Annotated in this window: 21 protein-coding genes, 1 tRNA gene and 1 pseudogene; 8 read left to right on the top strand and 15 right to left on the bottom strand. The window is 53.6% G+C overall.

Annotated features, from left to right (window positions below):
* Positions 1 to 15: 15 nt before the first annotated feature.
* From ACOTZD_RS15760 to ACOTZD_RS15750, 3 genes are read right to left on the bottom strand one after another with little or no spacing between them, the layout of a single operon-like run.
* Positions 16 to 693, bottom strand: a complete 678-nt coding sequence (locus ACOTZD_RS15760) for a fimbrial biogenesis chaperone (protein ID WP_061856879.1) — start codon at positions 691 to 693, stop codon at positions 16 to 18.
* A 53-nt stretch (positions 694 to 746) separates the two neighbouring features.
* Positions 747 to 1,331 (bottom strand): fimbrial protein, encoded by a 585-nt coding sequence (locus ACOTZD_RS15755; RefSeq protein WP_003860947.1) that lies wholly within the window; start codon positions 1,329 to 1,331, stop codon positions 747 to 749.
* 52 nt (positions 1,332 to 1,383) lie between these two features.
* Positions 1,384 to 1,986, bottom strand: a complete 603-nt coding sequence (locus tag ACOTZD_RS15750; protein WP_032608176.1) for a helix-turn-helix domain-containing protein — start codon at positions 1,984 to 1,986, stop codon at positions 1,384 to 1,386.
* 834 nt (positions 1,987 to 2,820) lie between these two features.
* On the opposite strand from ACOTZD_RS15750, the gene ACOTZD_RS15745 reads away from it, so the two are divergent.
* The 4 genes from ACOTZD_RS15745 (at position 2,821) to ACOTZD_RS15730 (ending at position 5,706) form a co-directional block, all read left to right on the top strand.
* Positions 2,821 to 3,609 (top strand): winged helix-turn-helix domain-containing protein, encoded by a 789-nt coding sequence (locus tag ACOTZD_RS15745; RefSeq protein WP_022650133.1) that lies wholly within the window; start codon positions 2,821 to 2,823, stop codon positions 3,607 to 3,609.
* A gap of 1 nt (position 3,610) precedes the next feature.
* Entirely contained in the window at positions 3,611 to 4,090 is a 480-nt protein-coding gene (locus tag ACOTZD_RS15740; protein WP_017693981.1) for a hypothetical protein, read from the top strand.
* A gap of 353 nt (positions 4,091 to 4,443) precedes the next feature.
* Positions 4,444 to 5,214: a GlxA family transcriptional regulator gene (locus tag ACOTZD_RS15735; RefSeq protein WP_263740538.1), complete on the top strand. Its 771-nt coding sequence runs from the start codon at positions 4,444 to 4,446 to the stop codon at positions 5,212 to 5,214.
* A 48-nt stretch (positions 5,215 to 5,262) separates the two neighbouring features.
* A complete protein-coding gene (locus tag ACOTZD_RS15730) occupies positions 5,263 to 5,706 on the top strand; it encodes a GNAT family N-acetyltransferase (protein ID WP_017383639.1) in 444 nt (147 codons plus the stop codon).
* Positions 5,707 to 5,738: 32 nt separating this feature from the next.
* On the opposite strand, the gene ACOTZD_RS15725 is transcribed toward ACOTZD_RS15730, so the two are convergent.
* From ACOTZD_RS15725 to ACOTZD_RS15705, 5 genes and pseudogenes are all read right to left on the bottom strand, one after another.
* Positions 5,739 to 6,326: a hypothetical protein gene (locus ACOTZD_RS15725; RefSeq protein WP_223831759.1), complete on the bottom strand. Its 588-nt coding sequence runs from the start codon at positions 6,324 to 6,326 to the stop codon at positions 5,739 to 5,741.
* The gene (locus tag ACOTZD_RS15720; protein WP_023323947.1) at positions 6,323 to 6,688 is read right to left on the bottom strand and encodes a tlde1 domain-containing protein; all 366 of its coding nucleotides are present in this window, start codon (positions 6,686 to 6,688) and stop codon (positions 6,323 to 6,325) included. Before ACOTZD_RS15720 ends, ACOTZD_RS15725 begins: the two co-directional genes overlap by 4 nt.
* A 9-nt stretch (positions 6,689 to 6,697) precedes the next feature.
* Positions 6,698 to 7,183, bottom strand: coding sequence for a type VI secretion system tube protein TssD (gene tssD, locus ACOTZD_RS15715; RefSeq protein WP_032608181.1), 486 nt, complete (start codon positions 7,181 to 7,183; stop codon positions 6,698 to 6,700).
* Positions 7,184 to 7,483: 300 nt separating this feature from the next.
* Positions 7,484 to 7,786, bottom strand: a pseudogene (locus tag ACOTZD_RS15710) (hydroxyacid dehydrogenase); the annotation flags it as partial.
* Between the two features lie 58 nt (positions 7,787 to 7,844).
* A complete protein-coding gene (locus ACOTZD_RS15705; protein WP_045350361.1) occupies positions 7,845 to 8,186 on the bottom strand; it encodes a SymE family type I addiction module toxin in 342 nt (113 codons plus the stop codon).
* 136 nt (positions 8,187 to 8,322) lie between these two features.
* Between ACOTZD_RS15705 and ACOTZD_RS15700 the strand changes: the two genes are divergently transcribed.
* Positions 8,323 to 8,502 carry a toxin-antitoxin system HicB family antitoxin gene (locus ACOTZD_RS15700; protein ID WP_071785192.1) on the top strand — a complete coding sequence of 60 codons (180 nt, stop codon included), beginning with the start codon at positions 8,323 to 8,325 and terminating at the stop codon, positions 8,500 to 8,502.
* Here the strand turns inward: ACOTZD_RS15700 and ACOTZD_RS15695 are convergent, their stop codons facing one another.
* Positions 8,503 to 9,342: a DUF2971 domain-containing protein gene (locus ACOTZD_RS15695; protein WP_058659928.1), complete on the bottom strand. Its 840-nt coding sequence runs from the start codon at positions 9,340 to 9,342 to the stop codon at positions 8,503 to 8,505.
* Between the two features lie 35 nt (positions 9,343 to 9,377).
* Positions 9,378 to 9,472, bottom strand: a tRNA-Sec gene (locus ACOTZD_RS15690).
* 288 nt (positions 9,473 to 9,760) lie between these two features.
* On the opposite strand from ACOTZD_RS15690, the gene ACOTZD_RS15685 reads away from it, so the two are divergent.
* Both ACOTZD_RS15685 and yicI read left to right on the top strand, forming a co-directional pair.
* Positions 9,761 to 11,152, top strand: a complete 1,392-nt coding sequence (locus ACOTZD_RS15685; protein WP_174402212.1) for a glycoside-pentoside-hexuronide family transporter — start codon at positions 9,761 to 9,763, stop codon at positions 11,150 to 11,152.
* A 12-nt stretch (positions 11,153 to 11,164) separates the two neighbouring features.
* Positions 11,165 to 13,483 (top strand): alpha-xylosidase, encoded by a 2,319-nt coding sequence (gene yicI / locus ACOTZD_RS15680; RefSeq protein WP_421636336.1) that lies wholly within the window; start codon positions 11,165 to 11,167, stop codon positions 13,481 to 13,483.
* An 84-nt stretch (positions 13,484 to 13,567) separates the two neighbouring features.
* Here the strand turns inward: yicI and ACOTZD_RS15675 are convergent, their stop codons facing one another.
* Positions 13,568 to 15,262, bottom strand: coding sequence for an AsmA family protein (locus ACOTZD_RS15675; protein ID WP_048210834.1), 1,695 nt, complete (start codon positions 15,260 to 15,262; stop codon positions 13,568 to 13,570).
* A gap of 118 nt (positions 15,263 to 15,380) precedes the next feature.
* Positions 15,381 to 16,772 carry a xanthine/proton symporter XanP gene (xanP, locus tag ACOTZD_RS15670; RefSeq protein WP_015570053.1) on the bottom strand — a complete coding sequence of 464 codons (1,392 nt, stop codon included), beginning with the start codon at positions 16,770 to 16,772 and terminating at the stop codon, positions 15,381 to 15,383.
* A 225-nt stretch (positions 16,773 to 16,997) separates the two neighbouring features.
* On the opposite strand from xanP, the gene gltS reads away from it, so the two are divergent.
* Positions 16,998 to 18,200, top strand: a complete 1,203-nt coding sequence (gltS, locus tag ACOTZD_RS15665; RefSeq protein WP_023315156.1) for a sodium/glutamate symporter — start codon at positions 16,998 to 17,000, stop codon at positions 18,198 to 18,200.
* A 3-nt stretch (positions 18,201 to 18,203) separates the two neighbouring features.
* Here gltS and recG read toward each other — a convergent pair whose 3' ends face one another.
* The 3 genes from recG to spoT are packed head-to-tail and all read right to left on the bottom strand — an operon-like array spanning position 18,204 to position 23,097.
* Positions 18,204 to 20,285 (bottom strand): ATP-dependent DNA helicase RecG, encoded by a 2,082-nt coding sequence (recG, locus tag ACOTZD_RS15660; protein WP_003860923.1) that lies wholly within the window; start codon positions 20,283 to 20,285, stop codon positions 18,204 to 18,206.
* Positions 20,286 to 20,288: 3 nt separating this feature from the next.
* Positions 20,289 to 20,978, bottom strand: a complete 690-nt coding sequence (trmH, locus tag ACOTZD_RS15655; protein WP_003860922.1) for a tRNA (guanosine(18)-2'-O)-methyltransferase TrmH — start codon at positions 20,976 to 20,978, stop codon at positions 20,289 to 20,291.
* Between the two features lie 4 nt (positions 20,979 to 20,982).
* On the bottom strand, positions 20,983 to 23,097 hold the full coding sequence (gene spoT / locus ACOTZD_RS15650) for a bifunctional GTP diphosphokinase/guanosine-3',5'-bis pyrophosphate 3'-pyrophosphohydrolase (protein WP_003860921.1): 2,115 nt from the start codon (positions 23,095 to 23,097) through the stop codon (positions 20,983 to 20,985).
* Between the last annotated feature and the right edge of the window lie 5 nt (positions 23,098 to 23,102).

Here is a 23,102-nt window from a genome sequence, read left to right as displayed (position 1 = left end):
GCCTTACTGTTTTTATTATTGGGACAATGACGTGCGGGTGACGGGCGTCCAGGCCCCATAATCGTTAATCGTCTGGTAGCTCATGCTGCTCGCATGGCTGAAGGTGTCTGCCAGCGTCACGCTGGCTTTCGGCGGTACCATGACGGGCGATACCGGCCTGCCATCAATTTTCACGTTAATGGTGGTGAGGTAATACGGCGTTGGGTTGGTCAGCGTGACCTTGCCCGCGCGGTAGGCGCCGGCAAGGTTTTTCCATGCCTCCCCTGCACCTTCCCTGAGCCGCTCCGGGCGATAAAAGACCTTGATGCGGTTGGCAGAGGCGAATTGCAGCGAATTGCCGGAACCGTTTTTAACCTGCTGTGGGATAGCTTTGACCGTCATCCAGTACAGCGTCTCGCGATCGGCTGGCAGGGCGTTGCCGCTGAACATGATTTTCACCGCGCTTTCGCTGGCGGGCTTCATGACGTACAGCGGCGGCGTGATGACGAAGTCGTTGGTACGGCTCCCTTTCTCGTCTTCCATCCATGACTGGATCAGGAACGTGGCATCAGGGTGGGTATTTCTTACCTGCATCATCGTCTGCGTAGCCGCGCCGATGTAGACCAGCCGCGTTGCGCCTAACCCCACGCCGCCTGCATACACGGCGGATGAACATAACGTGCCAGCCAGACAAATCCATGTGTTTACGCGCATTGTGCGTCTCCTGAAAGCTGAGTCAGACCCGGCCAGCAGACCGGGCCTGAAGATTACGAATAGGTCACGGTGTAGGTGGCGACCGCGCTGGCATCACCCGCCGTGGCGTTGCCCAGTGGGGAGTAATATTTCGCGCTGAAGTTCAGGGTGTTCGCCCCCGCACGCAGGGGGATCGCTGCTGCCGGCTCACCCAGCCTGACGACGTTGCCCTGTTCGTCATAAAGACGGATAGCGACATGCTGCGCCGAGCCCGCGCCGCCGTTTACTCCCGCGGCCAGGCTATTCACATCGGTACTGTCCGGCGTACCGGTGAAGGTGATAGCCACGGTCGTTGCGGCGATGGGGTTATTTTCCGTGGACGCGGAGGTATCGGCGATTTCGCAATCCTCCAGGGTGATGGAGAAGGCTTTTGCGGTACTGGCTTCACTGCCTGCGGCAGCCAGCGTGGCGGTACGCACTTCCCCCATGTCGACGTCGATATTGGCGCTACCGGCGCTGATGGCACAGGCGGAGGTCACCACTTTACCGCTGAAGTTAACCGTGCCGCCGCTGGTGGCGGCGGCCAGTGCTGAGCCCGCTGGCAGCAGGGCGGCAATGCTTAATGCCAGCAGAGAATGGCAAGTAAGGCGTGCTTTCATTTCATAGTTCCTTGGTTTTTTTATTACGAGATTTGCTCTGAAAGCGGCAGGTCTAACTGGTTAAAAAGACCAGCAAATCTGTCTTATTCCTGAGCCCGAGTTTCCTTATCGCTGAGCTTTTTAAGGCGCTCACGCGGCGATAAGAAAGTTTCTCCAGTTCTGCGATGTAACGTATATCCAGTCCGTTCCTGAGTTCCTTTAATACCCTCCTTTCTCCAGGCGTCAGCGATAACGCCGCTGGCTGCTTTTGGGGCCGATAATGGCTATCGACCATTTTTGCTAGCTTTATCCGCCACTGATAAACCGTGTTCTGTAGCGAGATATAGGCATCAATATCTTCCCGGACCCATAACAGGGAATGGGCAGAGGTTGAGTACAGGCAGATCATCACTTCAGGCTGCGTGGCTTTGATTTTTTTTAAATATTTCAGTGAGTCATACCCTGTATGGTATTTCTCTGCGCCAGATATAAATAAGATATCGATACGAATCGACGACAGCGCCTTATCCAGTTCCTGATAACCTCCTTCGATGATAATGATGTGAAGGTCGTCGCGGATGCTGCTTAATAACGTTTTAATGCCGTTTCTTGCATAATGATCGCCGCCCATCAATGCAACAGTAATATGCTGTGTTATTTGGCTATTGTTCGTCATGTTATTCCTCGATTTATAATAGTAATCAGGCGAATTATTTATAAGGTTATCGCCAGTATTCTCGAAGCAATGACGTATTGCATAGTGTAGGCCTACTATACGTCGGCCAATAAAGAGGTAATCTGAATTAATCTAAAATTGTATTAATTACTAAGATCGAGACCGGTTACGACGCTTCCCTCTGATTGGTCTTATTCCGCTTCGCTTTCTGTAAATTATGATAGCCGCTATTTTTAATGAAAATTTAGCTTTGATAAAGGTTTTGTAAGGAGTTTGTCGTCTGGTGTCAGTGCGGGTGTGAAGTTGCTGACGGGGAATAACAATTTACGAATGTTATCATCGATAAAAACTGATAGAAAGGTGGCTGAAAAGCATACAAAAACCATATAAGTTATTGATATTGGTCAGGTTGAGAAAACTTAAGGCTTAAGGGTGCTGAATATTTCAGACACGCATGTCCGTGGCGTACAATGTTTTTTTATGTAGATATTTGTCAATGTCAAGAGGCGAGGAGTGCGCCAAAAGGTGAGGCTCTGATAAATGAGATGCTGCCGGTAGTCAGATACTTCTGTGGAGCGGAAATTCACTTCACAAAACATCATAATGAGGATGATCGCGGATGAAGTGGCTCTGCAAGCCGCATTCTACAAGGGTTGAGTTCTTATGCAGGTTCAGTGAAGCTTAAGGGATGAAATATAAATTAAGATTTTTCGCCAATGGCGAAGATATACAGCATGCCGTTAATCAGTCACATTAATCCCGACGTGAATGTCATCCCATACATGCGGTGACCCAGGTTCAACATCTGTTAACCGGAGAATTCATACTGCCCCTATGCATAAGCATTACATTATAAATAATATCGTCGAATTTCATCCTGCGGCCAGCACGTTACGTGATATCAACAATCCTGACCGTGTGGTTGTGTTAAATTCGCCAGCAGGCCGATGCCTGTTGTTATTAATCGACAGAGCGGGGTCGATTGTCACTCAGCAAGAGTTCCTTGATATTGTCTGGCAAAGCCGCGGCATGCTTGTCTCCTCCAATACCTATTACCAGAACATCTCCATCCTGCGCAAAGGGCTCAAAAAGATTGGTTTTGAAACTGACCCTATCGTTACCATTCCGCGGATTGGGTTGACGCTGGCAAGCGACACGCAAATAACCGTCAGAGAGTCTTCACCTGTCGCGCCTCAACCCGCAGAGGAACAATGTGTGGAGGCGCCAGCGATCGAGGAGGTCTCTGCATCCTCCGCGCCAGCAACGCCCGTTGCCAGGAAGCCCACGCGCTGGCTGGCTGTTGTCATGGGGCTATTGATCGTCCTGGCCGGGGCAGGCGTGACGGGATATATGAACGCCACAGAAAACCGTTTTGTTGAGGATTACCGTTTTGCGGCATCCGTCGGAGCCTGTCGCGTTTATCTTGCGAACGACATTCAGACTCACGCTGAACGCGCTTCCGCGCTGACCTATGTGGAACAATTCAAGGCTGAATGCGCGCAATATCCCTGGGTTTACATCAGCTGGTACGCTCTGCTTCCTCGTGCATCGGTTATTCGCTGCGACCGGCCAATGAAAGAACCGAACCGCTGTATATCTGATTATTTCCTGAAGGATAGCTAGCATGACTCGTTTTCGGCAGATGCTGTATATCATCGTGACGGGCCTCGTCACCGCAGGCGTGCTGACGGGCTATTACCTGTGGCACCGAACTTACGTTCAGCCTTTTTCATGCCAGGCTAATCTGGTCCAGCACCATCCGGATGAGACGCTGACGGTCTGGCTGAATTACACCTTCGACGGGAAATTCGGCACCCTGAGCATGAATGGCCGGGCAAAGAGCGATCCGGGTAAAACCATCGACAGGAAAATTTCCTTTCGGGTGGAGAGGCAAGATCATCTCTATTTGCTGACGTCAGAAAAAAATATGACGTTCCCGGACGATAATGTTGACGACAGCTGGCTGGAAAAATATGAACCGCAATTTTTTGTCTATCCGGGCAAGAGTATTTATATGCGGATCAATGAACAACATAATGGTAACTATATCTTTACCTTAGGAACATTACCGACATATGTGTGTCGTGGTTCAAAAAAAGAATGATATAAACGAGAAAAACATTATATTTTCCTCCCTTCTCATTTATGCTTGATTTAAAATATCAGGATTATCTTAGAAATATAAAGTGCGACAGATCATGTTGCGATAATGTAATTAATTTTAAATTTGGCAAGTAAATGAAAAGTGTATTTGACTCCTCCGATAGGGGGAAATCAGTACCGGAAAAGTGTCTGCATATTGGGTTGATATTATGGCCCCGTTATTCACTCCTGGCCGTCTCCGGATTGCTGGAGGCGCTGCGTTATGCAGCGAAAGCTCAGGATAAATTAGCATTTAAAATCAGCCTGATAAGTGAATTTCCTGATATCCCGATTATCAGCAATGCGGGGATTATCATGAGACCGGATTCCACCCATGCGCCGCCGGACAGTTTTAACTACCTTGCTGTTATCGGCGGTGAATTGCAGTATCTGGACTTAGGGTATCAGGGGGATAAAGCGTATCTGGCACATGCCCACCATGCCGGGGTTCCGCTCATTGGCATTGGCACCGGCAGTTTTGTCCTCGCACAGGAAGGATTGCTGAATGAACGACGAGCGTCCATCCATCCTTTCCACCTTGATGCATTTCGGCAGGCTTTCCCGCTGGTTTATGCTGAGCAAGGGTATGATTTCATCGACGATGGCGATGTGCTGACCTGCCCGGGCGGTATTTCCACCCTGACGCTGGCAACTGAGCTTATCCGCGCCCATGCCGGGGATGATATCGCCAGCACCACCTGTCAGCGTTTGTCGCTCGTTCCGCATGAAATTGCCACCCCACGTCCGGCGAATCTTGCGCTTATCCCTGACTCGCGGTTGCGCCGCGCCGTCATGCTGATTGAACAGTTCCTGACCCGGCCGCTCACCACCGCCGGGCTTGCGCGAGAAGTGGCATTGAGTGAACGCCAGCTCAACCGCCTGTTCCACGCAGAATTCGGCAAAACGGCCCGCGAATTTATCCGCAGCGCCAGGCTGCGCTATGCTTGCTGGCTGCTGAAGAACTCGCAGCAAAGCGTGACGGATATTGCGCAGCGGATGGGATTCAGCGACTGCGCGCACTTTATTCGTCATTTCCAGACGGAGTATGGTTGTACGCCTGGGGTGTGGCGCACGTCGCAGAGCTGAATATCATTACATTGCTGCCCTGAAACTTTACTCAACCGGAATATCACCATGAAAATAGAAGCCGCACACCCCTCGCAATTTGAACGCCTCGTCGCAGTCTGGGAGTCGTCCGTACGCGCCACGCACCGCTTTTTGCAGGAAAGCGATATCGCGGCGCTGCGTCCGTTATTGCTCAACGCATATTTGCCTAATCTCAGGGTTGTGATTGCCCGGGATGACGTGGGTATTATTCACGGCTTTTTGGGCGTGGATAAAAATCGCATTGAAATGCTGTTTGTGGATGATGCGAGCCGGGGGAAGGGTATCGGGAAAATGCTGCTGCAATATGCCATTGCAGAATTCGGCGTAAATGAAGTGGATGTGAACGAGCAGAATCCGCAGGGGGTGGCGTTTTATCGCCATATGGGGTTTGAGCAGGTCGGGCGTTCGGAACTGGACGGGCAGGGGAATCCGTTTCCGCTGTTGCATATGCGGTTGAGTGGACAGGCTTAACGCCCTCTTCTGTAAAAGAGGGAGCCTGCAAGCTAGTTACTGGTTATTTGCCCGATAATTACGCCGCGCAATTTTTCGCCATCAAAGTAATAAGAGACGGTATTGTTCTGAACAAATCCATCCTGTACAGGTGTCTCCTGATAAAGCAGGATCTTTTTTCTGTTGCCGATTGTTTTTTTGCCGAACAATTCAACTAAATCCCCGTGAGTGGCATTTAACAATGGAACGCCAGAGACTGAGACACTGACTCGTTCCGTTGTATTCACACACTCTTTATGGATGCCATCCCTGGATATGGCTAGCGCAGTTAACAGCCCTGCACCCATTTCGTTATCTGAAATGAACCAATAATTGGTGCCATCGTCGTCATGAAGGCAGATCCAGTGCGCGGAGCTGTCTTTCTCCACGTATGTACTGAAAATCTGAGACAGATGAGTAACTTCCATCTGAACCGTTTTCTTGCCGATCGTGATGGTCGGGGAAAGGGGCACTATGGTTGAAATTTCCGTCAGCGAGCCGTCTTCATCGTAATACTGTGTTGCGAAGCCGGTCATTTCAGATGCTGAGACGTGCGAACTGACTGCAACGAGTAATGGCAATGAACAAATTAAACGCTTCATTTGACAATCAACACCGTATCGTTGCTTTTCCAGATGCTTCTTCTCGCACTCAAAGGAGCAATAATGCAGCCGTCTGAAGAGTCATCAGGGTGCAAACTGCTTTTGCCATGAATTTTAAATGAGTCTCTGCCACACATATCATTTGTCGAGTAGGGCGTGAGGCTGAGGGTATATTTTCCTGTGTGGGCAGAATTATGAGGGGAACCAATTGTGTATTTCCCTCGAGGTAGAAGCCCACTGTTTTTTACACATTCTTGAGATGGATCGTTTTTGTAACCACTTGCTCCTGCATAATCTGCATCGAACTGATAAACACCATCAAGATAAAATTTGTGCTCTTTTACATTATATTCCCAGGACATACTTTCTCCTTAAGCGCGTTCCTTCCAGGTATCAGAATGAATGATGTTTCCATCTATGTAATGCCATGTTATTTTTTCATATGTTAGATCTACATATTCACAATGTGTATAGCGTTCGTTTTGCGGTAGTTTAATGTCAAACATGAGTGGTTCAATTTGAACTACTCTTGCATTTTCTAAAGTTGTCTTAAAGTAAGCCTCTTCGAGCCCGTTATAGTTGATCCTGTAAAATATAAATTCTGCTCTTGTTAGTGTTTGTCCAGTGCTCAAGGCCTTGTATAGATATGAGGATGAGGAATCAATCTCTTTCATGAATGCATAGGTGCTACAAATACGTTTTGAAGTGATTTTTCCGGAGAATTTCTCTATAGATTGTTCTATTGAATGCATAAATTCAATCACTTCTATTGAGCCTTCGCGATCCTTTATATCGACAGATCCATTAATCTTCCGGCCTGCATCGTCCTCAAGCCATAAGTAAACAGGTATAGCCATCTCAATCTCCTTTTAAAGACTGAGGGAAACTACGCTTCATTAATATCTTAAATTGTGACTTACCATTCAAAATGGGAATGCTGAAGAACTTTGCCTGCTTAAAAAGAAAGTTATCGTTGCGAGATATATGTGGTATGAATTGATATTAAAAAAGTATAAAGTTGATTTATGGTTGTTCTTCCATTTTAAGAACAATAATGACATAAAAAATGTATCAAGTATCAAAATGGTGAATATCGTTAAATAACGAACATGTACTGGAATTATCGCTTAGCCTGCTTTTCCCATTTTAATAAGCCGACGATAGCCGATGGTGAGAATAACGGGCAGGCTAAAATATTGAACGTTGTATACTTTACCATCGCTGGCAGTTGTTCGGTAAAACCGAACAACTGAATTTTCGACCAGTTCACCCTCATCAAAAATATTCTTGATATGCCCGCTGATCGTAGCTTTGGCTTTGCCGTATAACTCACAGATCGTGGCCTGTGAGAGCCACAACGTATCGCTTTCGAAGCGGCATTCAATGCGAACTTTTCCATCCTTGCTGGCAAACATGACAAACTCACCGGCTGGCGAATTTATTAATTCCTCATATGTCATGCTGCCTCCGCGTCATAAGGTTGATGCCTGTAAGCTCGTAGTATGACAGAAACAGCCGTTAAGCCAGATGGTTTGTATTTGATTTTGCGAGGCGCTTTCCAGCATGTGGAATTTGGATCGCTGCAAGCGCTTTCTCTATCTCAATAAGCTTTGCTTTCGTCCGTTTATAATCATCCTGCAACCTCTGCTCCTGCTCGTTATACGCCACCAGAACGATGCATCCTTTCATGACCTTTACCGTGACCTGCTGTCCGGTATCAAACCCCGCCGCGCGCAGCCACTTGCCGGAAAGGATGATTTTCGGCGTAGATTTGTCGAAAACATTCGGGCGGTATCCCACAATTAACGAACGCTCGGTTCCGGATTGGTCGGTGTCTGGGGTAGAATGCGAATCAGCCATAATCAACTCCTTGATAGTTGGTGTGGTTAGCTCTCGTCCGGTATTGCGAGTACCTGGCGAGGGCGTTTCAATTTGAGGTCTTCGTATGATAAGGTACGTACCTCAGTGAAGATATCTTGCTCTTGTAGGTACGTACATGTCAACAGCTAAACGCGACCCTAATCAGTCAAAATCCGGAAAAGCACCAACTTTTCAGATTCGTATTACGCCGGAGTTGAAGGCGCAGTTTGAGGCTGCGGCGAAGGCTGAAGGGATGAGTTTGGGGAATTGGTTAAAAAATTTAGGTCGAAATGAATTAAATAGATTAAAAAAGTAGTTATAACGGGTCTAATACAATCTCAAATCTTGAATTTGATTTTTTAGCCTGTATAAAACTGATATGTTCATAGTCGGTTCGTGAACTTATTAACCTGAACATTTTAGTTTTAAAATGTTCTGAGGTATTGCAACCAAAAATTATTGTTTTGATAGCATCGGATGGTAGTTCATAGAGATCAAACTCTTTTTCACATACATTAATTGTTTTACCAGAATTGGCCTGTGGTAACAACATTCGCCATTCATGTTCATATTCCCAGTCTTTGCTTTTTATTAGGAAATGATTTATTTGATCGCCTGAGAATGGATCCAAGAATGGATATTCTTTCTGATATATGACTTTTCGTAAATAACCAAATTCACCTTTTTGGCCGCGACGTTGTGAGAAAAATGGATGATTGATATCAAACTCAATAATAAACCCACTGTGGGCCTGTGCGTAGTGTCCCCACATCAAAATATTCGTAGGGGTTTCTGTTAATGATAGAATTCTCGTTATTCCTATCAACTTTGAGTTAAAACTTTGCATTGTAGTATCTGCTGCTCTTATTATATTTTCTTTTTCTTTTTTATACATTGAGAGCATTGCTTTTTTTGCATCTTTAAGTATATTGCTGACAATTTCTTTAGGCAGTTTTTCAATCTGATTTAATAATTCAGCTGGAAATTCTTTAAGAAGGTCTACAGTGCTTAACGAATCGTATAAATTGGATTCAAAGCTACTAAAGTTAAAAGAAGTATTGAATTCAAATGGGTCGTTAAAATTTAAAGGGTTATTAAAACATATTAAGTTATTTTCAAGTATATCGATTCTTTCTGAGGGAAGATATTTATACATGTTATTAACTCTGAAAGTAGATTTAGCTGTATTTTTGGCGGAAGATCACAGGAGTCGAACCTGCCCGGGAACGCTGGCGTCCCCAACTGGATTTGAAGTCCAGCCACCTCACCGGAGATGACGATCTTCCGCGCCTGCATTGCTACATGGAGGCGGGGCGCATTATAGCTACTTTCAGGCATTTACCACATACCCCACACCACTTTTTTCACCTCTCTTTTGACCTTAACCCCCCTGTTTCAGCTAATTCTTAAGAAAATCCTCAGGTTAGCATTTCGTGCTCATCAACTTTTATCCCGATCACAAAAAACAAGAAACGTAATCTCTTAACCAGAAAACGCAATACCCGCATCTGAAACAATGGTTTAAAACCAATGCAACCGGTCTCAGCGCCCCCTACAGCGTGAAGGATAAAAATATGAGCGAAGTACTGTCAGTAAAAGAGAAGATTGGCTACGGCATGGGAGACGCCGCCAGCCATATCATTTTTGATAACGTTATGCTTTATATGATGTTTTTCTACACCGATATTTTTGGTATTCCCGCCGGGTTTGTCGGCACCATGTTCCTGCTGGCCCGCGCGCTGGATGCGATCTCCGACCCGTGCATGGGGCTGATTGCCGACCGCACCCGCAGCCGCTGGGGCAAGTTCCGTCCATGGATTTTGTTTGGCGCTATCCCGTTCGGCATCGTCTGCGTGCTGGCGTATACCACGCCGGACCTGAGCCTCAACGGCAAAATGGTTTACGCCGCCGTTACCTACACCCTGCTGACCCTGCTCTATACCGTGGTCAACATCCCGTACTGCGCGCTGGGCGGCGTGATCACCAACGACCCGACGCAGCGTATCTCCCTCCAGTCCTGGCGCTTTGTGCTGGCGACGGCGGGCGGTATGCTCTCTACGGTGCTGATGATGCCGCTGGTGAACCTGATTGGCGGTGATGACAAAGCATTCGGCTTTCAGGGCGGGATCGCCGTGCTGTCGGTGGTCGCGTTCATGATGCTGGCGTTCTGCTTCTTCACCACCAAAGAGCGCATCCAGGTGCCGCCGAGCACCACCTCCATGCGTGAAGACATGCGTGATATCTGGCAAAACGACCAGTGGCGCATCGTCGGCGTGCTGACCATCCTCAACATCCTTGCCGTCTGCGTGCGCGGCGGGGCGATGATGTACTACTGCACCTGGATCATGGGCTCGCCGGAGGTGTTCGTCGCCTTCCTCACCACCTACTGCGTCGGTAACCTGATCGGCTCCGCGCTGGCGAAACCGCTCACCGACTGGAAGTGCAAGGTGAGCATCTTCTGGTGGACCAACGCCGCGCTGGCGGTGGTCAGCGTGGCGATGTTCTTCGTGCCGATGCATGCCACCGTGCTGATGTTCGGCTTCATCTTCGTTATCGGCGTGCTGCACCAGCTGGTGACGCCGATTCAGTGGGTAATGATGTCCGATACCGTCGACTACGGCGAATGGACCAACGGCAAACGCCTGACCGGCATCAGCTTTGCGGGCACGCTGTTCGTGCTGAAGCTCGGCCTGGCGCTGGGCGGGGCGATGATCGGCTGGATGCTGGCAGGCGGCGGCTACGACGCGGCGGCCAAAACCCAGAACAGCGCGACCATCAGTATCATTATCGGTCTGTTTACGCTGGCGCCAGCGATCTGCTACGTGCTGAGCGCCATCATCGCCAAACGCTACTACACGCTGAAAACCCCTTTCCTGACCAAAATCCTGCGCGAGCTGGCGCAGGGTGCGCGCCGCAATCAGCAGGAGTTTGAAAACCTGCCGGTCAGCAAAGAATTACAGAACTAAGAGGACGAGAGCATGAAAATCAGTGATGGAAACTGGCTTATTCAACCGGGCCTGAACGTGACGTATCCGGTTCAGGTGTTCGACGTGGAGCAGCAGGGCAATGACCTGGTGGTGTATGTGGCGCCGCGTGACGTGCGCGAACGCACCTGGCAGCTCGACACGTTGATGTTCACGGTGCGCCTGTTTGCCCCGCAGGAAGGGATTGTCGGGGTGCGCATTGAGCACTTCCAGGGCGCGCTGAATAAAGGCCCGCACTATCCGCTGAACGTTCTGAAAGACGTGAAGGTAGAGATTGAAAACAACGCCGAGTTTGCCGAGCTGAAAAGCGGCAGCGTCAGCGTGCGCGTCACCAAAGGCGAGTTCTGGGCGCTGGATTTCCTGCGCAACGGCCAGCGCATTACCGGCAGCCAGCTGAAAAACAACGGCTACGTACAGGACAACAATACCGATCGCAACTATGTGTTTGAACGTCTGGATCTGGGCGTGGGGGAAACGGTCTACGGCCTGGGCGAGCGCTTCACCGCCCTGGTGCGCAACGGTCAGACGGTCGAAACCTGGAACCGCGACGGGGGCACCAGCACCGAGCAGTCCTACAAAAATATCCCGTTCTACCTGACCAACCGCGGCTACGGCGTGCTGGTGAATCATCCGGAAAACGTCTCGTTTGAAGTCGGCTCCGAGAAAGTGTCCAAAGTGCAGTTCAGCGTGGAAGGGGAATATCTCGAGTACTTTGTGATCGACGGCCCGACGCCGAAAGAAGTGCTGAACCGCTATACCCGCTTCACTGGCCGCCCGGCGCTGCCGCCTGCGTGGTCGTTCGGCCTGTGGCTGACCACCTCCTTCACCACCAACTACGATGAAGCGACGGTGAACAGCTTTATCGACGGCATGGCCGAGCGCGACCTGCCGCTGCACGTCTTCCACTTCGACTGCTTCTGGATGAAGGCCTTCCAGTGGTGCGACTTCGAGTGGGACCCGGTGACCTTCCCCGATCCGGAAGGGATGATCCGCCGCCTGAAAGAGAAAGGGCTGAAGGTCTGCGTGTGGATTAACCCGTACATCGGCCAGAAATCCCCGATTTTCCGCGAGCTGAAAGAGAAGGGCTACCTGCTGAAGCGCCCGGACGGCTCCCTGTGGCAGTGGGACAAATGGCAGCCGGGGCTGGCGATCTACGACTTCACCAACCCGGACGTGTGCCGGTGGTACGCCGACAAGTTGAAAGGCCTGGTGGAGATCGGCGTCGACTGCTTCAAGACCGATTTCGGCGAGCGTATCCCGACGGACGTCCAGTGGTTTGACGGGTCCGATCCGCAGAAGATGCACAACCATTACGCCTACATCTACAACGAACTGGTGTGGAACGTGCTGAAAGAGACGGTGGGAGAAGAAGAGGCGGTGCTGTTTGCCCGCTCCGCGTCCGTGGGGGCGCAACAGTTCCCGGTACACTGGGGCGGCGACTGCTACGCCAACTATGAATCGATGGCCGAAAGCCTGCGCGGCGGGCTGTCGATTGGCCTGTCCGGCTTCGGGTTCTGGAGCCACGATATCGGCGGGTTCGAAAACACCGCTCCGGCGCACGTCTACAAACGCTGGTGCGCGTTCGGGCTGTTCTCCAGCCACAGCCGCCTGCACGGCAGCAAATCCTACCGCGTGCCGTGGGCGTACGATGACGAGTCCTGCGATGTGGTGCGCCACTTCACGCAGCTGAAATGCCAGCTGATGCCGTACCTGTATCGTCAGGCGGCTCTGGCGCGTGAGTTCGGCACGCCGATGCTGCGGGCGATGATGCTGGAGTTCCCGGACGATCCGGCGTGTGACTATCTTGACCGTCAGTACATGCTGGGGGATTCAATGATGGTGGCGCCGGTGTTCTCCGAGGCGGGCGATGTGCAGTTTTACCTGCCGGAAGGGCGCTGGACGCACCTGTGGCACAACGACGAAATCGAGGGTAGCCGCTGGCATAAGCAGCAGCACGATTTCATGAGCCTGCCGGTCTATGTGCGCGACAACACGCTGCTGGCGCTCGGCAATAATAACCAGAAGCCGGACTATGCGTGGCACGAGGGGACGGCCTTCCAGCTTTTCAACCTGAGCGATGGCGCAACGGCGGTGAGTGAAGTGCCTGCGGCGGACGGTTCCGTGTTGTTTACGCTGAAGGCGTCACGTCAGGGCGACGTCGTGACCTTTACCGGCACGGGAGATGCGCAAAACTGGTCGGTGTGCTTGCGCAACGTGCAGAAGGTCGGCGGCGTAAAAGGCGGTTCACATGCGGGCAGCGAGTGGGGTGTGGTGGTGAAAGCGGAGGGGGATGAGGTGGTGGTGCACCTCTGAGCTGGAAAAATGCCGGGTGGCGCTTCGCTTACCGGGCCTACATGAGATCGTAGGCCGGGTAAGGCGAAGCCGCCACCCGGCTATTTACTGTGCCGGAGCCACCGTCGACACCACACCACCCGTCATCGTCTGTTGCACCTGCTGTTTATCCATATTCACCGCGCTCAGCTTCCCGTTCACCGTCGGCTTCAGCGGCGCATTCGCCTGCACGCTTCCGCTGGCGGTGAGCTGAATATTGCCGTCGCCCGCAATCGGCAGCGCTGGCCAGCCCCACTGCTGCAAAACGTTGAGTGGTACACCGCGCCCGTTCAGGCTCACGGTGGTTTGTCGCTGTGGCAGCTGTGACACGGTGGCGGTCGCTTCCAGGATCCCTTTCTCGGTAAAGGCGCTCAGGTCGGTAATATTTACCGTCGCGGCGTTGGCATTCAGCGCCAGCGACGGGCGTCGCACGTCGACGCGGTTAAAGGTTGCTGCCGCCCCGTTGAGGGTTGCGTTACCGCCCCACACGCCCCACTTGTGATCCTGCGCCAGCCGCAAATTAGCGCCATAACCGTCGAGGGAGGTGATCTGCCACGGGAACGCCGGATCGATGTCGATCACCAGGTTGCGGCTCAGGCCGAATTTTTTCAGCGTCACGCTGTTCAGCCATGCCGGGAGCGGGTCCATCCACAGCGTTTTCCAGTTTTCCGGAAGCGTATATTCCAGCCCGGCAATCGCAACGTCGTCCAGCACCAGCGCCTGACCCTCGCGCAGCCAGTTGCCGGAGGTGCGCACCATGCCCCCTTCCCAGCGGGAGGTGAACTGACGCAGCGCAATGCCCTGCGGGGAGAATTCCGCGTTCAGGATAGGGTCAAACAGATGCAGCGAGCCGTAGATAAATTCGCTGGCGTTCATGGATAACCGTCCCTCCTGGCTTTGCCAGTCACCTTTACTCAGGGTGAGGTTACGCAGGCTGAGATCGAGGTCGGTTACTGCCCAGTCTGGCCCCTGTAGACGGGCATCGGTCACTTCCAGCCGCCCAATCTGTAACGAAGGCAGGGTGGAGAGAGGGGCGAAGAAATCCAGCAGCGATTTGTCGCTTTGCAGGCGGATCTCATTCAGACGCAGGGTGTTGATAACCCAGCCACCGTCGGCATTACGCAGAGCCGAGCCCGTAAGCGAGCCGCGCGCCATATCGGCACCGATGGTATTCAGCGCCACCTCTTTGCCGTTGAGTTGTCCCTGAATCAGCACGTTGTTGGCCGGTATGCCGTTGAGGGTGAGCGACCCGGCGCTCATCTGGATTTGCGCATTTTTCCCCAGTACGTTCCCCGCCTCGGGCTGCCACGGGCTGACGCCGCCGGTCACCTTTTGCGCACTGAGATCCCACTCCGTATTCGGGCTGTTAAAGGCCATGTTATTCAGTTGCAGACGGTCGGCCTGGAACGGCAGCGGCGCCGTCTGCGGCGATAAATTCAGCGTGCCATCGAACAGGGTGATGGCATCCATATGCAGCGGGTCGGTGATCTGGCGGCTGCTTAAGCCAATATCCACTTTTTTAGCGACCAGCGTGGCCGGTTTGCCATCTCGTCCGAAGGTAACGTTTTCCAGAAGGATGTGAGAAGGGGATGAAAAGCGGTGATCCATCAGGTCAAAGTTGAGCTCGTAATCGGTATTCACCGTGATCCAGCTGCTGACCTGCGATGCGCCCCAGCGGGTCTGGAGCAGAAAATAAAAGGCGAGCACTACAATGAGCAGGGCTACCAGAAGATAGATAAGCAGCTTTCCAATAAATTTCATGGTCTTCCTTCCCGCGAAACGCACATAAGGGTGTTATGCACGATTTATGCGCAATGCTCAAGGCGGGAATGGTGTAAAGAGATGTCACGGCAGGCATTGACAGCCTGCCGTGTGGGGATCAGTTCTTTTCAGGCGGGAAAATGAGATTCAGCACGATAGCGGTAATACCGCCCGCGGCGATGCCGGAAGAGAGCAGGTTTTTCACCCAGTCCGGGGCAAACTGCAAAATCATCGGCTGCTGGGAGACGCCAAGCCCTACGGCGAGAGACAGCGCAATAATCATGATTGCGCGGCGGTTCAGCGGCTCGCGGGAGACGATACGCACGCCGGAGGCCGCGATGGTACCGAACATGACCAGCGTCGCGCCGCCCAGCACCGGCTCGGGAATGTGCTGTACAAATCCGCTTACCGCCGGGAACAGGCCGAGGACCACGAGCATCAGCGCCACCACGAAGCCCACGTAGCGGCTGGCCACGCCGGTCAGCTGGATCACGCCGTTGTTCTGGCCGAAGCAGGAGTTCGGGAAGGTGTTGAACACCGCCGAGACAAACGAGTTCAGTCCGTTCGCCAGCACGCCACCTTTAAGACGTTTCATGTACAGCGGGCCGGAGACCGGCTGCTCGGACACGTCGGAGGTGGCGGTGATATCGCCAATGGTTTCCAGCGAGGTAATCATAAAGACCAGCATCAGCGGCAGGAGCAGACTCCAGTCAATGCCCAGGCCATAGTAGAGCGGCGTTGGCACGGTAATCAACGCGCTGTTGGTTGGGGTGGTGTTCTCCGGGAGCATACCCAGCGCCCACGCCAGCAGGTAACCGGCCGCCATGGCGATCACCAGCGATGCCACGCGCAGGTACGGGTTACGCTGACGGTTAAGCAGAATAATGATCGCCAGCACCACGCCTGCCAGCAGCAGGTTTTTCGGCGCGCCGAAGGTATGGTCGCTCATTGCCGCGTAGCCGCCCCCGATGGAGGTCAGACCCACCTGAATCAGCGACAGGCCGATAATCATCACCACCACGCCGGAGACCAGCGGGGTGATCACCCGGCGCGCCAGGTGCAGAACGCGGGAGATGATCATCTCTGTGCAGCTTGCCAGCATCAGGGTGCCGAAAAGCGCCGCCATCATCGTCGGGACATCTGCGCCGCCGGTTTTCAGTGCCGTACCGCCCATGATCAGCGGCGCCACAAAGTTAAAGCTGGTGCCCTGAATCGACAGTAAACCTGAACCCACCGGACCCCAGGCTTTAATTTGAATGATGGAGGCCACGCCGGAAGCGAACAGAGACATACTGATGATGTGTTGCGTATCCTGCGCCGGTAACCCTAGCGCCTGGCAAATCAGCAGAGCCGGCGTGATGACCGCAACGAACATCGCCAGCAGGTGCTGGCAGGCGGCAAACAGGGTTTGAGGCAGCGGGGGACGATCTTCAAGGCGGTAAATCAGTTCGCTGTTTTGCTTCTGCGCAATCGGTTGCGCATCAGCAGACTCCAGAGTGTTAACAGACATTGGCGGCAATCCCACGGTGGAAAAGCGGGCATTTTAGCTGACCACCTGGTAAAAGCAAACGATTGCCAGCAAAAAAAAGAGAGAAAATCTGCCGGTGTGAGCAGCTTTTCTACAACGAACAGCAAAAAAAAATTACACTTTTCGCGCCGGCGGCTCATGACGAGCATCACCCGGCCCAGGATAACGCCGCGTGTGTATGGAATACGCGCATAACAGGAGCCTTTTATGATTCATCTCGATACGTTGTCGACCCTTGTTGCCGCAACGCTGGTTCTTCTGCTTGGTCGCAAGCTGGTACACAGTGTTTCCTTTCTGAAAAAGTACACCATTCCTGAACCCGTCGCCGGTGGTTTGCTGGTGGCGCTGGCCCTGCTGATACTGAAAAAAAGCATGGGCTGGGAAATCGATTTTGATATGTCCCTGAAAGATCCGTTGATGCTGGCCTTCTTTGCCACTATCGGCCTGAACGCTAACCTCGCAAGCCTGCGTTCGGGTGGCAAGGTGCTGGGCGTGTTTCTGATTGTTGTGGTGGGCCTGCTTCTGATGCAAAACGCCATCGGCATCGGTATGGCGTCATTGCTGGGGCTGGATCCGCTGATGGGTCTGCTGGCGGGGTCGATTACCCTGTCAGGTGGCCACGGAACGGGCGCGGCGTGGAGCAAGCTGTTCATCGAACGCTATGGCTTTGAAAACGCAACGGAAGTGGCGATGGCCTGCGCGACCTTTGGCCTGGTGCTTGGCGGGCTGATTGGCGGCCCGGTGGCGCGCTATCTGGTGAAACACTCCACCACGCCGGAAGGCAGGCCAGACGATGAAATGGTGCCGACCGCGTTTGAAAAACCGGACGTTGGCCGCAGCATCACCTCGCTGGTGATGATTGAAACCATCGCCATGATTGCTATCTGCCTCACCGTGGGCAAAATCGTTGCGCAATGGCTGGCTGGAACGGCTTTCGAACTGCCAACCTTTGTCTGCGTGCTGTTTATCGGGGTGATCCTGAGCAACGGTCTGGCGCAGATGGGCTTCTACCGCGTCTTTGAGCGCGCAGTGTCCGTGCTGGGGAACGTCAGCCTGTCGCTGTTCCTGGCGATGGCGCTGATGAGCCTCAAGCTGTGGGAACTGGCCTCGCTGGCGCTGCCGATGGTGGCGATCCTGGCGGTACAGGCCGTGTTTATGGCGCTGTATGCCATCTTTGTTACCTGGCGCATGATGGGCAAAAACTATGATGCGGCGGTACTGGCAGCGGGTCACTGTGGGTTTGGACTGGGGGCAACGCCAACGGCCATCGCAAACATGCAGGCGATCACTGAACGGTTCGGTCCGTCGCACATGGCGTTTCTGGTGGTGCCGATGGTGGGGGCATTCTTCATTGATATCGTCAACGCGCTGGTCATTAAGCTCTACCTGATGCTGCCGATGTTTGGCTGATCGTCAGGCGTTGGAATACCGCTCGGTTTCCGGCATCCAGCGTTCAATTAACGCTGCCGCCTGTTCGGGGTAGCGTTCATGAATATGACGCGCAAGGCGTTGTACTTCGGGGATCATGGCCTGATCGCGCAACAAATCCGCCACTTTAAATTCGGCGTTACCCGTCTGACGCGTGCCCAGCAGTTCACCCGGGCCGCGGATCTCCAGATCTTTTTGCGCAATGACGAAGCCGTCATTGCTGTCGCGTAATACCTGCAAACGCATCTGCGCGGTTTTCGACAGCGGGGCTTTGTAGAGCAGCACGCAGTGAGAGGCGATCGCGCCACGGCCCACGCGGCCTCGTAGCTGGTGGAGCTGCGCCAGGCCCAGGCGCTCCGGGTTCTCAATAATCATCAGGCTGGAGTTCGGCACGTCCACGCCCACTTCGATAACCGTGGTCGCAACGAGTAAATGCAGTTCACCCTGTTTGAACGACTGCATCACCGCCTGCTTTTCGGCAGGCTTCATGCGCCCGTGAACCAGACCGACGTTCAGCTCCGGCAGGGCGAGCTTTAACTCTTCCCATGTGGCTTCGGCAGCCTGCGCTTCCAGCAGCTCAGACTCTTCAATCAGGGTACAGACCCAGTAAGCCTGACGTCCTTCGTGGGTGCAGGCGTTGCGCACGCGGTCAATGATGTCGCTGCGGCGCGTGTCCGGAATGGCGACCGTTGTCACCGGCGTACGACCCGGGGGGAGTTCGTCGATGGTGGAGGTATCCAGATCGGCATAGGCCGTCATCGCCAGGGTGCGCGGAATCGGCGTGGCGGTCATGATCAGCTGATGCGGGTGGAAGCCCTGTTGCAGACCTTTCTCCCACAACGCCAGACGCTGATGAACACCAAAGCGGTGCTGTTCGTCGATAATCACCAGCGCCAGGCCGTTAAACTGCACCTGTTCCTGGAAAATGGCGTGCGTGCCGACAATCATCTGCACCTGCCCGCTGGCTATCGCCTCCTGCTGCGCAAGGCGCGCTTTGCCCTTCTGCTTCCCGGCCAGCCAGCCCACTTCAATTCCCAGCGGGGCAAACCAGTTACGGAAATTGTTGGCGTGCTGCTCGGCCAGCAGTTCCGTCGGTGCCATCAGCGCCACCTGCTTGCCGTGGGCGATAGCGCGCAAAGCGGCCAGCGCGGCGACCAGCGTTTTACCGGAACCCACATCGCCCTGCACCAGGCGCATCATCGGCACATCCAGCGCCATATCGCGTTCGATCTCGGCGGTCACCCGCGCCTGGGCGCCGGTGGGTTTAAACGGCAGTGAGGCCAGCAGCTTATCTTTGAGCTCATCACGCTGGCTTAATGGCTGCGCGTGGAAACGCTGCGCACCTGCGCGCAGGGCCAGCATGCTCAGGTTGTGAGCCAGTAATTCCTCAAGGATAAGACGCCGTTGGGCGGGGTGTTTACCGCTCTCTAAATCAACAAGCTGAAGCGTTGGCGGTGGGCGGTGCAGGGTGCGCAACGCCTCTGGCAGGCTCATCATGCCCTGCGCCAGCTCCGGCGGCAGCAGCTCGTTAATGGCGCAGGTATCGAGCAGCTCCAGCGCCTGGTCGGTGAGCTTGCGCAGCGTAGCCTGCTTAATGCCTTCGGTGGTTGGATAGACCGGCGTGAGCGTCTCCTGTAGCTCAGGTGAGCTGAGATCGCCCTGCACGCGGTATTCCGGGTGGATCATCTCCGCGCCGTATTTGCCCCGTTTGGCTTCACCGTACGCAAGTACGCGTCGTCCAGTGGCAAGGCTGTTTTTCATTGCCGCATTGAAGTTGAAAAAGCGCAGGGTAAGAATACCGGTGCCGTCGCTGATCTGGCAGGTCATCATCCTGCGTCCGCCAAAGGTGATGTTGCAGTTCAGCACTTCCCCTTCAACGGTGGCGTAAATAGCGGGCAGCAGATCGCCAATTTTATAAAGCTGAGTACGGTCTTCGTAACGCAGGGGGAGGTGGAGCAGGAGATCCTGCACGGTGTGCAGGCCAATCTTCGCCAGTTTACTGCTTTGTGCCGCGCCCACGCCCGTCAGGCTGTTGAGCGGTATAGCGTCCAGCAGGCGGCCTTTCATGATTTATCCCGCGTACTGCATGGTGGACCACCACTCGGCATCGGCTTCAATTTCGCCCTGCGCGTTGACGTGGGGGTAAGGCAATTTCTTCTGCTTCGCAACGCGAGCCAGCACCGGATAGCCACCTTCAAACAGCAGGCGCTGCTGCTCCTCTTCCGGCAGCATGCTGTTGCTGCGCTCGTACATTCCGGCATTCTGACGCTGGCGCTGCGCTTCATACAGGATCAGCGCTGAGGCGACCGACACGTTGAGTGACTGGACCATGCCAATCATCGGAATGATGATGTCCCGATCGGCCAAATCCAGTGCTTCCTGCGTGATCCCCGTTTTCTCCTGGCCCATTAAAATACAGGTCGGACGGGTGTAGTCGATCTCACGGAAATCCACGGCTTTAGCAGAGAGGTTGGTTGCCAGAACCTGCATGCCACGCCCTTTCAGGTGCGAGACCGCTTCACCAATAGTCTGGTGAGTTTTCACGGATACCCAGCTGTTGCTGCCTGCGGCGGTGGAGGCCATGGTACGCATACGTGCGCCTGGCCAGACGGCGTGGACTTCATGCACGCCGACGGCATCTGCGGTGCGGACGATAGCAGAGACGTTATGAGGTTTATGGACCTGCTCCATGCAGACCGTCAGATCAGGCTGACGCCTGGCGAGCATTTCGCAGATTCGCTCGTAACGTTTTGAATTCATAATGCTAGTTTCGGTTACGGGTGACTTTTATGACATCCGGCATCACGCGGATCTTGCGCATAATATTTGCCAGATGCACGCGGTCACGGGCGGTCAGGCGAATAAAGGCGCTGTAAACGCGGCCATCTTTTTCTTCCGTATTCAGGCTTTGAATGTTGGACGAGGCCGTGTTAATCGCTGCCGTCAGGTTCGCCAGTGCACCCTGGTGGTTGAACATATCCACCTTGATTTCAGTGATAAATTCCTGCGCCGTCTCTTTATCCCACTCGACCGCCATGAACTTCTCAGGCTCTTTCTGATAGCCACGGATGTTACGGCAGGATTCGTGGTGGATCACCAGCCCTTTACCCGGGCTGACGTGCGCAATAATCGGGTCGCCCGGGATAGGACGGCAGCATTTGGCGAAGGTGATGAGCACACCGTCAGCGCCTTTGATCGGCAGGTGACCATGATTTTGCGTGGTGGCAGGAACGGCTGTCGTTTCGCCTTGTTGCAGATTCTTCGCCACGACCACGCTCATGGCGTTGCCGAGACCAATCTCTGCCAGCAGGTCATCCAGCGAGGCGAGCTTCATACGCTCCAGCTCATGCTGAATGTTTTCTGGCGGGATCTCTGCCAGTTTGCGGCTGCCACCCAGCGCGTGATTGAGCAGACGACGCCCCAGGCTAACGGAGTCGTCGCGCTTAAGGTTTTTCAGCAGCTGGCGGATTTTTGCGCGCGCTTTTGAGCTCACGACAAAGTTCAGCCAGGCGGCGTTAGGACGTGCCCCCGGCGCGGTAATGATCTCCACCGTCTGTCCGCTGAAAAGCGGCTGCGACAGCGGATAAGGCTGCCTGTCGACGCGGGCACCTACGCAGGCGTGGCCGATATCGGTATGCACGGCGTAAGCGAAGTCGACCGGTGTCGCGCCCGCAGGCAGTTCGACAATGCGCCCTTCCGGCGTGAAAACGTAAATCTCATCCGGGAAGAGATCGGATTTAACGCTCTCGATAAATTCAAACGAGCTACCTGCGCTCTGTTGCAGCTCCAGCAGGCTCTGCATCCAGCGCTGGGCGCGGATTTGCGCGGTGGTGCTGCTTTCGCCGCCGTGCTCTTTGTAAGCCCAGTGCGCCGCGACACCCATCTCCGCCATCTGATCCATATCTTCGGTACGAATCTGCACCTCAACAGGGACACCGTGCGGGCCAATCATGGAGGTGTGCAAAGACTGATATCCGTTCGCTTTTGGAATGGCGATGTAATCTTTGACGCGCCCCGGACGCGGCTTGTACAGGCTGTGCATCTGCCCCAGCACGCGATAACAGGTGTCTGAGTCGTGGACGATGACGCGGAACGCGTAGATATCCATGATCGAGTGAAAACGCTGCTCTTTGAGCACCATTTTGCAGTAGATAGAGTACAAATGCTTTTCGCGACCGCTCACGCGGCACGGAATGCCCGCTTCCTGCAAACGCCCTTCGATTTCAGAGAGGATCTTTTGAATCATCTCTTTACGGTTACCGCGAGCGGCTTTCACCACCTCTTTAATCACGCGATAGCGGTTCGGGTACAACGCCTCAAAACCCAACTCTTCCAGCTCGGTTTTAATGTGATGAATACCTAAACGGTGCGCCAGCGGACTGTAGATTTCGAGGGTTTCACGGGCGATGCGGCGACGTTTATCCGGGCGAAGTGAGCCCAGCGTGCGCATATTGTGGGTGCGGTCAGCGAGTTTGATGAGAATGACGCGGATATCCTGCACCATCGCCATGATCATCTTGCGGAAGTTTTCGGCCTGCGCCTCTTTCTTATCGCGGAATTTCAGCTTATCAAGCTTAGAGACCCCTTCCACCAGCTCGGCAACGCTTTTGCCAAACAGCTGTTCCATGTCCTGGTAGGTGGCAGGGGTATCTTCAATCACGTCATGCAGCAGGGCGGCCATCAGCGTTTCGTAGTCGAGTTTCATCTCGGCCAGAATACAGGCCACCGCTACCGGGTGCGTGATATAGGGTTCACCGCTTGAACGTGTCTGGCCCTCGTGAGCGTCACGTGCAACGAGATACGCCTGCTGAAGACGCTTAATCTGGTCTTCAGGCAGGTAGGTTTGAATCAGTTGATTCAGGCTTTCAAACAGATACAAGGGCG

Origin of the sequence: Enterobacter cloacae complex sp. SHL022 (assembly GCF_049237785.1) — a bacterium.
GTDB classification, from domain to species: Bacteria; Pseudomonadota; Gammaproteobacteria; order Enterobacterales; family Enterobacteriaceae; genus Enterobacter; species Enterobacter hormaechei_C.
Note: the sequence above shows the minus strand (reverse complement) of the source record. Positions and strands in the feature narration are given on the sequence as shown.